Genomic DNA, 15,211 nt, shown 5'->3' on the forward strand with positions numbered 1-15,211 from the left:
GGAATTTTTAGAATTGAAGAATTTATCGAATGCTTAGCGTTTTCAAACGCTAAGAGAAAATGGTTAATTCTAAAACATGAAACATGTTGATAATCAGAATGTTTCATAGCGTTCCGGGTGTTCCGCGTGTAAAAATGGAACGCTTTGCGGTTTATTCTTCCCCGTACGGCAAACATGTATTGCTATAGTTGCGCAGGAAGGATCACTCCGAACGAAGGCTTTTCACCGGGTTTGCCATGGCTGCTTTTATTGCCTGGAAGCTTATAGTTGTAAGCGCAATAATTATGGCAACAAGTCCGCCGGCGGCAATTAACCACCAACTGATGCTGATGCGGTAAGCATAAGCTTGCAGCCATTGATGCATGTAAAACCATGCAATGGGGGTAGCAATGGTAAAGGCAATTGCAATGAGTATGATAAATTCTTTCGAAAACAGATAAACAATGCTGCCTGCAGATGCGCCAAGTACTTTGCGGATACCGACTTCTTTTATTCGCTGCACAGCCATGAATGAGGCTAAACCATACAACCCAAGGCAGCTAAGAAATATAGCGATCGCAGCGAAAATTTTATACAATGCCGATAGCTGATTTTCCTGTTTGTAAAAACTTGCAATTTTTTCATCCAGAAACTTGTATTCATAAACAAAATCAGGAAATGTTTTATCGAATATTTGTTTAACAGCCTGCATTGTAGCAGAAATGTTTTTAGTTGCCAATTTTATCCCGGCCTGGTTGTACATGGTGTTGTTTGTGGAAATAAGCAATGGCGCCAGATTATTGCGAAAAGACCTGTCGTTAAAATCCTTCACCACACCAACAACCGGGCATTTTATCAGGTCGTTCCATATACTTATTTCTTTATTCAATATATCTTCCGGTTTTTTAAGCCCCAAACTTTTCACAAGTGATTCGTTCACCAAAAACTCCCTGGTGTATCCGGATGGTTGCAAATTTCTACCGGCTACCAATTGTAATTTATAAGCCGGTACGTAACCCTCGTCGGCGAATTTGGTAATGGCTTTAAAATCTGTTTCTTTTGTGGCGTGGTTAAATTTTAATGCGCTCCACGTGTCATTAGCATCTTCAACCGGAGTGTTCGAACTATAGCTTACTGCCTGCACGCCGTTTACCGATAATAACTGGTTCTTTAAATATTCCAGCCTTGCAATGCGAAGACTATCTACCCTGAACGGAACATTTACAATTGCATCTTTATCAAAGCCCAGGGGTTGATCCATAAAATAATCCATCTGCTTTACAATGATGAGTGTACCGATGATGAGCGCTTGTGCAATTATGAATTGAAAAACAACCAACCCTCTTCGTAATGAAATTCCCTTGGCGGGGCTGGTTACGAGTTTACTTTTTAAGGCATTAACAGGGTTAAAACGCGATAAAACAATGGCTGGATAAAACCCAGCAAGAGCTGTCACCCCAATTGTCACTGTTAATAGAAATAAAATAATTGCGGGATTATTCAATATGTCGAATGAAAGTGAAAGTTCTAATAATTTACCTACATAAGGTAATGCCAAAACGGTAATAACTGCCGCAAGTACTACCGCGCCTGTAACTATCAAAAATGCTTCAACAATGAATTGAATTTGCAGTTGAGATTTATTACTCCCCAAAACTTTCCTCACACCAACCTCTTTAGCGCGATTAACAGCTTGTGCCGTAGAGAGGTTAACAAAGTTTACACAGGCAATTAACAGGATGAATGCCGCGATCAGCCATAATACATTGAGCAGTTGGTGACTGATTGTTTTATTGCTGTAATTACCGGCCCCTGCATCATAATGTACCGCATTTAGTGATTGGATGATATGACTATTGTTATTGCCGGGAGATTGCGCCTTGCGTGAGTACGCTCTCAATTGCTGATTAAAATTATCGGCAGTAACATTGGGCGGCAACAAAATATAGCAACCAAAGTCGGGTATAGTTTGAGCCCAATCCGCAGATTTTGTGAGGAAATCCCCGGTAAAGCCTGTTCCGTAGGCCACAACAAGTTTTAGCTGAAAATCTGTATTTGAAGGCATGGTGGCAAGGATGCCCGAAACTTTCAATACGTCGGTACCGTGCTCGAATATGAACCCGCCTGCTTGCAGTTTAATCGTTTTGCCCATCGCTGTTTTCCAGTCGCCGAAATATTTTTCTGCTATCTCTTTTGTAAGGAATACATTGTTAGGGTCCTTTAACGAGGCGTACGAACCTGTAAGCAGGGGGAAATCAAATATTTTAAAAAATGAAGGCCCTGTATAGAATACCCCGCGCGGCTCTTTAAATACTTTTGCGGCGGTTCCATTCTCGTCGGGTATCAGCAACTGATCATCGTGGCTTGCAAAAATCGGGGCTGCTTCTGTTTGGGGGAAAGCCGTTTTCAATCCTAAGGGCATCGGAAAAGGGAGGTCTTTCCCATAAGAGATACTTCCTGATTCAGCGTGGTGATATTCGGTTAAAACACGATAGATCCGGTCTTTCTTTGCGTGGAAATTATCAAAGCTGGTTTGATATTGTATAATAATAAAGATCACCATGCAAACGGCAATACCAACGGCCAGGCCGGTAACATTAATAGCGGCATAGCTTTTATTGCGCGTTAGGTTGCGCCTTGCTATTTTGAAATAATTTTTAAACATATAGTTGCGGGTTAATTTCTTCAGAGACCACATCGGGGTGGCTTCATGGTTCGAAATTACTGCAGTAAAACCTGGCCGGCTGCCCAACTTATAAGATGGCTGCTCTTTTTCCAGGTTGTTTTTATAATCGAGCGGGCTTTTCCCGGTTATTTGTTTAAAAATGCGGTTAAAGCTGCTTTGAGAGTTGAAACCCGATTCATACCCAATGCCCAGCAGGGTAATATGATCATTAGCCGGATCCTGCATTTTACGGATCGCCTCTTGTACGCGATATTCATTAATGAAATCGTTGAAGCTTTTTTTGAGCACCGTATTCAATATCCGCGACAACTCATGCGTATGCAGCCCGAGTTGCTCAGCAAGCGAACCCAGGCTTAATTCAGGCTCCTGGTAATAGCGCTTTTCTTTTACAGCCCTCTTCAGCCAGGCGCCTTTTTGTTTTAGCTCCGCCGGAAGCAATGGTTTCAAAATGGATGACGTATCTGCCGGCGCGCCGATTTCCGGCCTTAAAAACGCCCTCGCCGCCATCCAGGTGAGCATTGATACCAAAAGCAGATACAGGGGGTAGTATGCTTGTGCACTTAATTGGTAGTGGTAAAAAAAATAGTCGGCTGCTGTAAAATGTATCCATAGTAACCATAACAAGGCAAAGGCTTTTAGTAAGTTGCGTAGCCAGCGCAATTCGTGCCGGTACCGGTCGCTGCCGTTGTTAAATTTTAGCTGCTGGTAAAAGCGTTCTATCAGCCGGTGTGATAAATAAAGGTAAACTATCACCGAAACAAACGCCAGTAAATGCAATACCGGGTTCAGTTGCCCAAAGTCCGGGGTATCATAAGTAGCTGCACCGGTTTTTATACTATCCCCAACCTCCAATGCCTGGGCACCCAATTCCAGCAGCAGGGGACTAAAATGCAACAGATCCTTTGCCTGGAATTTATATTCCGGCCGGGTTATTTTAAGCACATAAAAATAGAGCAGGGGGCCCAGTGCCAGCGAAAATTGCAGCGGCAGCCGGCTCCAGTTCGGAAAGTAGGCCGACAGCCCAATGTCGATGCCCAATATCCTGGCTATCCACAAAACGGCCGTAACCATTGCCAGGGCTAAAAACCGGTTCGCGGCCCGGTTTGGCTTTTTGGTGAACCCTAAAAAAACAGCAATAGTGAGCCCGATAAAGATCATTCCGAAGAAAGCCAGGTCGTAGGTGTTGATATGGAGCGTGTACGTGTTCAATCGAAATAGTTAAGCGCAATCGTTGTTCCAAACTTATAACTAATTGATAGTTAAAAAAGTATGTAAAATGAAATATGTGCGCTGTAACGAAAGCGGGCGTTAGGGCGTGCGGTTTTGGGTTAAAAGCATTCGATCCTGAAGGACTGCAAAGCGTTCCAGCGTTCCATTTTTTCACGCGGAACACCCGGAACGCTGTGAAACATGCTCATTATCAGGTTGTTTAATTTTTGCAAATTGGTAAGTAGTTGATAATGGAACGGTAAAATGTAAGAGATGTGGGGTACGAAACAGAGCTGGCACATTTAACCACAAAGACACGGAGAAAAACACACAAAGGCCACTGAGCCTTTACAATTCATTTTCTTACCGCCTGCTATTCAATCTCTGTGCTCTCTGTGTATCCTCTGTATCTCTGTGGTTAAATTTCACTTAATACAAATCCCCACCTACTGACAAAACACTGTCAGCACTTTAACCAAATCAACCATGTAAATTTGTGATAATCACTACAATCATGCAAACCAACCCACTATTCCTGCAAGCATTGTCTCTCCCCGCCGGTTCAAGCGAAGCCACCAAACTTTAACTTATTTTAACCATAATCCACTTGCCGTTCTGCGTTTGCTTTCTTTAATTTATAAACTTAATGTCAGCAGTACTACCATCAAACCAGGTTTGCGGGCTATGGCTCGCCATCCTGTTTATTTTCTGTTTACCTGCGGGGCTTTCAGCACAAAATCTTTTCCTCGAAAAAGTAGAGGCCTGTAATACTTCAAACTATTGTATGGACTGCGGAGACCCAAAAGCGACTTGCGACCAGGTTATCCTGGATAATATCTGCGGACAAATAGTCCGTAAATACTTATTGGGGAATTCCAAAGGATCAATAACCTTCCAGGTTGTGGTCGACCCTACCGGTTTTGGTTGCGTATTGAGCCATACCGACATCGCAAACCTCCCGATCACCGCCGATTTGATCAGGTACCTGAATGGTTTTTTGTGGAAACCGGCTAAAGTAAATGGCAAAGCCGTAAGCGCATCTGTGAATGTGATTTTCCGTATTGCCGATGGCAAATTGTCAAGCCAGATCCAACGGATGGACCTGGCCGAATTAAAGCCCCCCGGCGATCCCGTCATCTATAATAAACAAACTACTTATAGCAACCCATCGCTAAAAACCTATGATTTCGCCGTTTGGACCAAATATAACTCTCCTCTTCCCGATAATATAAGCCGGTCGTGCACCATGGATAAGTCTGATATTTTGTGGTATGCCACCGCCGGCGGGCTAACCCGGTTCGACGGGGAGTTTTTCAATCCTGTTAATGAATATAACTCGCCGTTTACTGCCGACCAGGCTATAGGGAGTATAAACACCGATAAAGACAATAAGACATGGGTGTATGTTGATCATAACATCTACCAGGTTACCGCCGGCAGGTTCCGGGTGTACGACTTCAATAAGTATTTTACCTCGGCGGTTACCCATATCTTAAACAGCAGTAACGGAAAGCTCCTTTTTACTACAAACGAGGGCCTTGTGGCAGTCAGAAACGATAAAGTGGTGGTGTTTAATAAAAAGTCCTTACCACAGCTGCCGTCAAACGATATCAGCTATGCTTATGTTGATAGTCGCAAAAATTTATGGATAGGTACCGCTAAAGGCACTATCATGATTGATAAAAATTTCTTTGTTACCACATTTAATAAATCAAATACCCCATTAAAAAACATGAGCATCTCGGATGCGGTAGAGGATGAAAAAGGTAACCTCTACTTCTCGCTGGTTGATTACAATAAAGTTGTGGACGACGACGATAAGGAAGGCCTGGCAGTATTGAAAACGGACGGCAAATGGCTCCACTATAACGATAAAAATTCAGGAATGCCCTCAAACCGCGTCAATGATATTTTGTACGACAAGTTTGAACACGTTTTATGGTTAGGTACCGATCAGTCGGGTATTGTAAGGTTCAATTTGAAAGATGGCTGGGAAAACTATCACAATGGTAACTCCGCTGCACCCGGTCATACAATTTATCAATTAGTTCAGGACTCAAAAGGCGCTATTTATGCAACCACCGCCAACGGCCTGTTAAGGCTCAGGAAGAAACAAAAACCCTGATCGGCTTTTAACTTACCGCCCCATGCGCAGGCGGGTACCTCAACCGCTAACACTCGTTACCAAAATAGAGTGGAAAATGGTGCACCTGTAACTTCAAGGCTTACGCCCTTCAATAAACCTAATGCATCTTCAAGGCTTCTTTTTCTACAACCCCCTGCCGGTTCAAGCGTCCTGAAAGATTATCGACCAGGTGATATTTTTATTTGTCTCTTTTAACTGAAGATCGCCTGAAATCAGTAGATTTAAGATTATGAAAAATATTTTTGCAACGGTAATTCTGGCTCTTTTTGGCTTGCCAATTTTCGCCCAGGATAAAATAACAAGCGAGCTTAAAGTTTTGTACGAGGGCAAGCAGTACGACAATATAATTGGGCATTATACATCGAACCCTAAAGATTACGCAGCAAAATCTTTGTATTATATCGGGCTTGCTTATTACATGAAGGAAGATGATAATAATTGCCTGAAGTTTATGAATCTTTCCTTAGATAAGGATCCGAAGGAACCAGACCCATATTATATTAAAGCCTCAACTTTAAATTATATGCATAAATATCCGGAGGCTATTACAAATTTTAAATCGGCAATTAATTTAAAGGCAGACGATGCAGAATTTTATAGCGGACTTGGTGACTCATATTATAGCTCAGAAAAATTAGACTCGGCACTACTGGCATATAAAAAGGCTACCGAACTTATTCATTGCCCCGACCGGCCCTATTCCATGCTGGCCCAGATTTATTCCGATCAAAACAAAAATGATAAGGCTTTAGAAGCTTTTTACATCGCGAAGCAAAAAATAAATAAACAGGGCAATTCTTATATAAATGCATTGTTTAATATTGGGCTCCTAGAAGTACAAAACGGGAATTATGATAAAGCGGAGCCTGCTTTTCTCGAACTTATAGCATTAAGTCCGGGCGATTATCATTCATATGCCAAACTAATTCAAATTTACTATCACCAAAAAGACTATGCAAAGGCAAAACCATATAAGGACAAATTATACGACGCTCACAAAAACGGCCTTCTCAAAGGCAATCTGAGTGATATGTTTTGCTTCGACCAATTCAAATGGCATGATAAGTTAATTATGGCTTTTGAACGGTTTCAGGAAAGTGCAAAGGGTGTTTACAATAAGCACTTATTTTATGTGATGGGCCCGGGCGATAAGGTAGAGTATAGCATCCAAACGGAATTTTCGCCAATATCTGTTGAACAAGGTGGTTCAAAATATTTATTATGCCGGCAAAAAGGAGCCACTCACTCTACTTACAACATTGGCTTTAACGATGATTTTAAATACGATGATTTAAAGAAAAGTGTAATAGATATCCTTGACGAAAAAGTTACGCCGGGAGCAAGTTCGAGGGCAAATTAGAATAATTTATTGCTTCCGCTGCTGTTGGTGAGAGCCTCAATCAAGAAACTGTAATACCAACTGCTCCCATTCCTTTTCCAAAGACACGTTCGGGCGGGTTTGCCTTGCTTTGTTATACCAGTAGTCGGCATTCCAAATGTCGCCTTCTTTACGGTGCAGGTAGGCATGTACCAATGCCGAAGCCTGGTCTGTAAGCTGATCTACCTCCGCATGTGCTTTATGCCAGTCGCCTTTGCCATCATACAAAAGGCTTTTTAATTGAACGGAGAGTCCGGTACCCGGCTGGTCTGACTTTAAGGACGCTTTAAAATCTGCTAGCGTTTTCATAGCGTGTTATTTTTTTCGAAAATAAGGATTATAAGACATTTCGTGCCCGTTAGTCATAGGCTACCTGCCTGGTGCATTTGTAGACGAAGGCCCGCTGTTCGTAGACTGTGTCTGCAGACGACTATGCCCGTAGTCTTTGAAAACGGTGTCTCAAATCCAAACTTTTATAGACGCGAGCGATTATAAAATCTACGGACCGGTTTACGTTCATTTTGCAGCAGACAGCAACTCAAAAGATCGCTTTGGGTTAACAAGTTTGATCCGGCCGTCTGCCGAAACATCCGCTCCATTTTTGATAAGCGCGATCACTTCGGCCGGCTTGAGCGATGGCTTAACAGTGATTAGCTTCGCCGCTAAATTTGCGATATACGGCGTTGCCATCGACGTGCCCGACAATAAAATCTTTGTACCTCCGGGGGCAAGGCTTTCAACCAGGTAACCATTTGCGTGTATAGCAACCTTGTTCCCTGTAGCAGTAAAATCAGTTTCGAGGCCGGCGCTGTTTACCGACCCTACGCCTATCATATTGGGGATGTCGAGTGCTGCGGGATATCTCAGGTCGATATTGGAATTGGAGTTTTTGTTACCGTTTGATGCAACGAACAGGATACCGGGGGCCGAACTAAACGCATCATAAAGCGCATTTTTACGCATGGTCCATAACTTTACTGCCATGGTTTTCTGATCCTCCTCGGGCATTTTTGGATTGTATTTGGCTATATCGCTTTGATAATCGCTTACAAAATAACCCCAGCTCATGGTCACCACCCGCACGTTTGCGGCTTTCCAATATTGTACCAGGTCCTTCAGGTTTTTGGCCACTTTTTTTTCTGTTTCAACAGAAGGCGAGCCCCCATCCGGAGTAAATCCAACATCTTCGGTAAACCTAACGGTAAGCAAACGCGCATAAGGGTTGCCGCGCATGGCAATACCCGCTACGTGCGTCCCGTGGATGTAGTCGCCCACAAAATTTATCAGGCCATAAATCGAGTCGCGTTGTACCACATTTGCTTTTGCGAGGGCGTCTTTATAATAGCGGTAGTCAGCACTTTCCACACCTGCTTCGTCCTCGCCGTTACCTTTTAGCAACCGCACGGCACTTGGGTATAGTTTTTGTTTTTCTGCTGATAAGGGCATTAGCAGGTGCGTATCTTTATTTTCTTTACCGTCGTAAGCCACGCCATGAAGATCATCCACATAGCCATTACGGTCGTTATCCAATCCGTCAATTTTTTCTTTTGGGTTAGTGTATAACCTGTCTTTAAAAAGAGAAATGTCGGTGCCTAAATCAAATACCGATATTACAACGGGTTTATAGGGTTTTCCGGGTAACAGCTGCAAATCGCGCGCGGGCCATATGTTTACCTGGTTGCGTGCGTTTACATGCGTTACGCTGTCCATTACAGCGGTAACCACCGCACTCACTTTATCAAAATCATGCATTTCATAAAAAAGGAACAACACATAATCTATGTTTCTTATAGAAAGCGGCCCGTTGGCTATAGGTGGGTTCAGGTCGCTAGCGGCAATTTTAACGTATTCCGCAGCGGTCATGTTAGCGTATTGCTGCCTGATGCGCTGCAACGACGACGCGGCTGTAACATACGGTATGGTATTTACCGCACTTGTAAAAATGGTTCTGAAATTGGCTATGTAGGAAGGTGACGCCGGGTCGCCCGCTGCTATCAACGATCTTTTTACCAGGGCGCTGGTGGCTTTGGCTGCGGGTTTAACCTCCAGCATTCTTAAACTATCATAATACGTCAATGCCTTTTGCCGGTCGCCATCGTAAAAAGCCAAATCCCCTAATATCCTGTAATACGATTTTAAAACAGCAGTATCACGTATATCAAATTTAGCAATATCGGTAGCCAGGTCATTCCTCAGTTGTGAGGCAAACGTTTTGATCTGCTGCTCATTGGCAAGCAGTACGTTAAGACTGTCTTTAACAGCATAGTTATGTACAGGTAATTGGGCGCCTGAACTAACAATTTGCTTTTGAGCAAACGAATTTGTTGCAAAGAAAAATAACAACGACAGGAAAGTGCCAAACATTTTCGCTACGAATACCGGTTTCATATTAGTAATTTAGTTTTCTAAGATACAAAAATGACCGATCTTTCTCCTGCCGGTTCGTGCTGTGTATACGGACCACTATACCCGTAGTGTTTGACTACAATATCTCAATCCAAACTTTGAAGATGCGGGCGATTATAAAACGATATTATGATCAAAATCGCTACCAATCTCCCGCTCAAGCCGTCGAACAGCGCGTGCTATAACTCATTCATTCCTCAACCCCTTCACCGGATTCGCCGCAGCCGATCTCAACGTCCGGAAACTGATAGTTGCCAGTGCTATTAACATGGCTCCTGCACCTGCCGCTATAAATACCCATAAACTCAGGTTGGTATGATAAGCAAAGCTCTGCAGCCACTTATGTATAAAGATCCATGCGATAGGCGACGATATCAGCAACGAAATAGCTATCAGCACAACCACCTCTTTATTCAGCATCGTTAATATATTGGTAACGCTGGCGCCCAGCACTTTCCTGATGCTGATCTCTTTGGTTCTTCGCTCGGTGGTGAACATCGCCAGGCCGAACAAGCCCATACACGAAATAAAGATGGTGATAAGCGTTGCCGTCCGGATAAGCCATGCTGTTTGCCGCTCACTTTCGTAAAGCTTTGCAACCGAGTCGCCCAGGAAAGCGTAATCAAAGGGTTCACCGGGGTAAAGTTTCTTCCACTCCTTCGCGATGAGGTTTACCAACGCCGGTATATCGCCCTTTTGGTATTCGGCAGGAGTTAGTTTTAAAGCAATGGTCTTTTGTACGTCCGGATTATTGGATATTGAACATGGCAAAATTTGATGATAAAACGAGTCTTCGTAAAAATCGGCTACCACGCCCACTATGGGATAAGCTTTATCCCGTGCGGTATTCGCTAAAAGCCGGCCAATGGCCTGTTGCGGATCACTAAAGCCCATTGCCTTTGCCGCGGTTACGTTAATAAGGTACTCCGTTACACTGTCGGAATGAAACAAATTACGGCCGGCCACTATTTTTATTTGGTAAAAAGGCACAAAATCGGCATTGCCCGAATAGCCTATAGACTCCAAAGATTGCTTGTTAGTACCCTGTAACTGTATTGCATCCATCAGGTGGCCAATGTTTAACGGCGGGGTAACCTCTGTTAACACCTTTTGAATGCCGGGCAATCGCTTTATGTTTTCGGCGAGCAACTTTATTTTGCCTGGCTGCTCGCGAAACAGGGTTCTTAAAGTAATGATATTACCCGTTTCAAAGCCGAGGTCAATGTTTTGCATGTAGCTAACCTGCCGGTCAACCACTATAGTGCCGATAATAAAAACAAGGGATATGGTAAACTGGAAAACGATGAGGCTTTTACGCAGGTAGCCTTTATTGCCCGCCCGGCTACTTGTTTCGCCCTTCAGGCTGGCCACTGGCTTAAATGCCGATAACACCCTCGCGGGGTAAAAGCCTGCAACCAGGGTGGTGAAAATTGCGGCGCAGGCCAAAAATAGCCAGGTGGTATAATCTGTAAAGTGGAATTTAACGCCTGCCGGGATATAGCCGGCGAACAAATTCAACACAGGCTGCGTGGCAATTACGGCTATAGCCACCGCCAATAAGGCCAGGATAAATGTCTCGGTTAAAAATTGGATGAGAACACCGCCGCGCCCGCTGCCCAACACCTTAAGGATGCCAATATCTTTAGTGCGTTGTATGGATTGCGCCGTTGATAAATTGATGAAATTAACAGCTGCGATAAATAATATAAACAGCGCCACCGCCGAAAGAATATACAGCACCCTCAAATCGGCTTTGTTCCCACGTCCGCCATATTCTTTGTGAAAATGAATGCCGGTAAATGGTTGTAGCCGGCCGTGCGTTCTCGGATTAGGGAGGGTATTGATATACTTTTTTATAAATGCCGGAAACTGGGCATCTATTTGTGAGGGGTTCGCGCCTGCGGGCAACTTTACAAGCATTTGACTATCGCCATCAATCATGTGCGGGTTATCCAATGAGATCCGGTGTCGTAAAAAATTGGTTTTAATGGTGCTGTAGGAAATAAACTCAGAAAAATTAAAATCCGAATTTTTATTCCAGTCCTGAAGGATGCCGGTCACTGTTACCGTAAGCGAATCATCGTAAGTGATCGTTCTCCCTATCATCTCGTTGGGCGGCAGGTTGCCGAAATAGGTTTGCGCACGGCTTTGGGTAAGCACTACGGTCATTGGGTTATTCAACGATGTTTTCTTGCTGCCGCTTAACCAGGAATATGGCAATATGTCGAAATAATCAGGCTGGGCAATTACCGCCGTTGCCTTATCGAATTCCTTAACCGCTTTGTCGCCCGCTTTTATCGTTACCTTTGGCAAATAGGGGTGAAAAGCTGCCACCGTTTCCAGCCCGGAAATATCATTGCGCATCGCATCGGGCATCGTGCCCGGCACCGAGTTCCAATGCATAAGGGTGGCGTTAGGCCCCCAGTTAGAGCTTAGATCGACACAATAAATGCGTTCCTTGTCCGGATGAAAAGCATCAAAGCTGAACTCAAAGCTGGCTACCAGGTAAATAACAAGGCAGCCGCAAATACCCAGCGCCAACCCCATTACATTAATGGCCGAATAAGTTTTGTGGCGTGCAATGTGGCGCCAGGCGTTTCTTAAATAATTTTTAAACATATAACTGCGGTTTAATTTCTTAGCAGTCCACTTTGGGGCGATTTGCTGGTTCGAAATTACGTTCGCAAGCCGGGGCCTATGTGTCAAATTATAAAATGGCAGTTCTTTTTTATATTCCGCAGGGGTTTTGTCCGTTAACTCTTTAAATGCGCGGTGAAATGTGCGTTGAGAGTTGAAGCCCGAATCATAAGCGATACCGAGCAGGGTGATGTGATCATAAGCCGGGTCCTGCATTTTCCGCACTACGTCGGCAACACGGTACTCATTAATAAAATCGTTAAAGCTTTTTTTGAGGATCGTATTAATGATGCGGGATAATTCGTGAGTGGTAAGGCCAAGCTTTTCGGCAAGTGACACTAAACTCAACTCCGGGTCTTCATAATAGCAATTTGTTTTGACGACTTTTTTCAGCCAGGTACCTTTTTGCCTTAATTCAGCTGGCAACTGCGGCTTTAAAAATGAAGAGGCTGCGGCCGGCACACCGGCCTCCTGCCTTAAAAAAGCTGCGGCCCCAATCCAAATGGTGATCACTGCTAACAGCACATACAAAGGATAATAAGCATGGATGCTTAACTGGTTATGATAATAAAAATAATCTGCAGCTGTAACAGGTATCCACAATAGCCATAACAAAGCAAAACCTTTCAGTACGTTATGCAGCCATCGTAGTTCGTGCCGGTACCGGTCGCCACCGTTAAATTTAAGCTGATTATAAAAACGCCCTACCAGCCTATGCGACAGGTAAAGGTAGATACTTACTGAAATAAACGCCGCCAAGTGTAGTACCGGGCTTATTTGCCGAAAGGTTAACGTGTCGTAAGTAGCTGCCCCTGTCTTTACACTCTCGCTAACTTCCCATACGTGGACACCCAATTCCAGCAGTAACGGACTAAAATGCAGTATATCCTTATACCTGAATTTATATTCCGACCGGGTTAATTTAAGCACATAAAAATAGAGCAGCGGGCCAAGTGCCATCGAAAATTGCAGCGGCAGCCAACTCCAATTAGTGATGTAAGCTGACAGCCCGGTGTCGATGCCCAATATCCGGGTAATCCATAAAACAATGGTCGCCAGTGCCAAGGCTAAAAAACGGTTTGCTGCCTGTTTTATCCTTTTGGTGAGCCATAAAAGCAGGATAAAAGGGATCGCGGTAAAGATCGCCGCAAACAGTGCAAGGTCGTAGATATTGATATGGAGGGTGTACGTATTCAATTGAAATATTTTACGGCAATAGCTATTCCAAACTTATAACATATTGATATATAAAAAATTGCATTGCTGAAAATATTTGCGTTGTAGCGGAAGCGGGCAATGGGGCGTACGGTTTTGGATTAAATGGTAAGTAACAGGCTTTATTCATTCCTCAACCCCTTGTTCTTCTGGCGAGGAGGGAATTCAAAGCCTCTCAATGCAGAGACTCGCCCCACCCCCAGAATATCATTTCACTCCAGCTATCCCAGCTTTCACTCCATTTTATTGGGCAGACTGTTGCGCGCACGATATCTTTAGATAATAAAATCTGAACGATAATCATATGAAACTTAAAATCCTTGCTTTTTCAATTTTCAGCATTGCTTGCCTCACTGCAAATGCACAAATAAATCAGCGTTTTGATAATAGTAATTACAAAGCCATTTACTTTAAGGAAGCCTGCGACCTGATTGCTAAAAATCCGGATATCGTTTTGCTCGACGTGCGGTCGCCGGGTGAATATGCGGACACCAGCAAATATCCCAGCTCCAATATAGGCAGGTTCAAAGGGGCCATCAATATCTCTATTGACTCCATCGACAATCACGCGAAAGAACTGGAGACTTATAAAGATAAAACGATATTGGTCTATTGTTCGCACAGTCAGCGTAGCCGCGTAGTGAGTAAAGCGCTTGCCGATAACGGATTCACCAAAGTTTACAGCGTAAATGGCGGCATGACCGAAGTTGACAGGGCGCCGGATGTTGATTTCCCTTGCAAAGCATCATTATTTACCACCGCTATGCCCTATAAATTAATGGGGCCGAAAGATGCTTTCGCATTTGTAAGGGATAAAAATAATGTCGTGATCGATGTAAGGTCTGTGGCGGCATTTAATGGTACAGATAGCGCGGAATACGCCAATATAGGCCGCATCAAAGGCGCTATTAATGTACCTTTAAATACTTTTGATAAGGAAATATCAAATCTTGAAAAATATAAACAACACCCTGTTTTAGTATACGATCTTAATACCGACGCTGCGATGAAAGCCGCCTCGAAATTAATTAAAGCGGGGTTCCTGAACGTATCTGTACTTTTCGAAGGATATAATTCTTTTTTGACTAACACGGCGTCGACATCAGATTTGCGAAAGGACTTAACTATTGGCGCCCCGGCCTATAAAATAATCGGCGTAAGGGAGACCGTCGACCTGGTGAACAAAACACCCGGCTTAATAGTAGCAGACATCCGGCCGGCAATGGAGTTTAAAAATATGTCATCTAATAATTATTCCAATCTTGGGCACATTAAAAATGCCGTTAATTTTACTGAGGCCGGCCTGGAAACTTACCTTAAAGATAAACCCAAATCGACCCCTATTCTCCTTTACGGAGCCTTTACCGCGAGTATGAAAATGCGGGGTATGACAGGGGTTGATGTGAGCTCACTTTGTAAAAAACTAACAGATGAAGGCTACAGTCATGTTTACCTGCTGTACAATGGCCTGTATTCGGTGGTGTGGGCATCTGGCAATGTTGAAAGCTGCCGCGACGCAAAAACCATTTTAACCGACCATCAAAATCTTTACTAA

7 protein-coding genes are annotated in these 15,211 nt (G+C 43.7%); 3 read left to right on the plus strand and 4 right to left on the minus strand.

The features are described 5' to 3' along the window. Window positions 1-202: 202 nt before the first annotated feature. Window positions 203-3,874 (minus strand): ABC transporter permease, encoded by a 3,672-nt coding sequence (locus Q0R52_RS25670; protein ID WP_295800527.1) that lies wholly within the window; start codon window positions 3,872-3,874, stop codon window positions 203-205. Window positions 3,875-4,520: 646 nt separating this feature from the next. On the opposite strand from Q0R52_RS25670, the gene Q0R52_RS25675 reads away from it, so the two are divergent. Continuing rightward, window positions 4,521-5,999, plus strand: coding sequence for a two-component regulator propeller domain-containing protein (locus Q0R52_RS25675; protein WP_295800530.1), 1,479 nt, complete (start codon window positions 4,521-4,523; stop codon window positions 5,997-5,999). A 250-nt stretch (window positions 6,000-6,249) separates the two neighbouring features. After that, a complete protein-coding gene (locus tag Q0R52_RS25680) occupies window positions 6,250-7,380 on the plus strand; it encodes a tetratricopeptide repeat protein (RefSeq protein WP_295800532.1) in 1,131 nt (376 codons plus the stop codon). A 36-nt stretch (window positions 7,381-7,416) separates the two neighbouring features. On the opposite strand, the gene Q0R52_RS25685 is transcribed toward Q0R52_RS25680, so the two are convergent. The 3 genes from Q0R52_RS25685 to Q0R52_RS25695 form a co-directional block, all read right to left on the minus strand. After that, complete coding sequence (locus tag Q0R52_RS25685; protein ID WP_295800535.1) at window positions 7,417-7,707, minus strand: hypothetical protein; 291 nt, start codon at window positions 7,705-7,707, stop codon at window positions 7,417-7,419. 207 nt (window positions 7,708-7,914) lie between these two features. Then, window positions 7,915-9,786 (minus strand): S8 family serine peptidase, encoded by a 1,872-nt coding sequence (locus Q0R52_RS25690; protein ID WP_295800537.1) that lies wholly within the window; start codon window positions 9,784-9,786, stop codon window positions 7,915-7,917. Window positions 9,787-9,990: 204 nt separating this feature from the next. Next, window positions 9,991-13,638, minus strand: coding sequence for an ABC transporter permease (locus tag Q0R52_RS25695; RefSeq protein WP_295800540.1), 3,648 nt, complete (start codon window positions 13,636-13,638; stop codon window positions 9,991-9,993). A 322-nt stretch (window positions 13,639-13,960) separates the two neighbouring features. On the opposite strand from Q0R52_RS25695, the gene Q0R52_RS25700 reads away from it, so the two are divergent. After that, on the plus strand, window positions 13,961-15,211 hold the full coding sequence (locus Q0R52_RS25700; RefSeq protein WP_295800542.1) for a rhodanese-like domain-containing protein: 1,251 nt from the start codon (window positions 13,961-13,963) through the stop codon (window positions 15,209-15,211).

The sequence above is a fragment of the Mucilaginibacter sp. genome (assembly GCF_025359345.1).
GTDB lineage: Bacteria > Bacteroidota > Bacteroidia > Sphingobacteriales > Sphingobacteriaceae > Mucilaginibacter.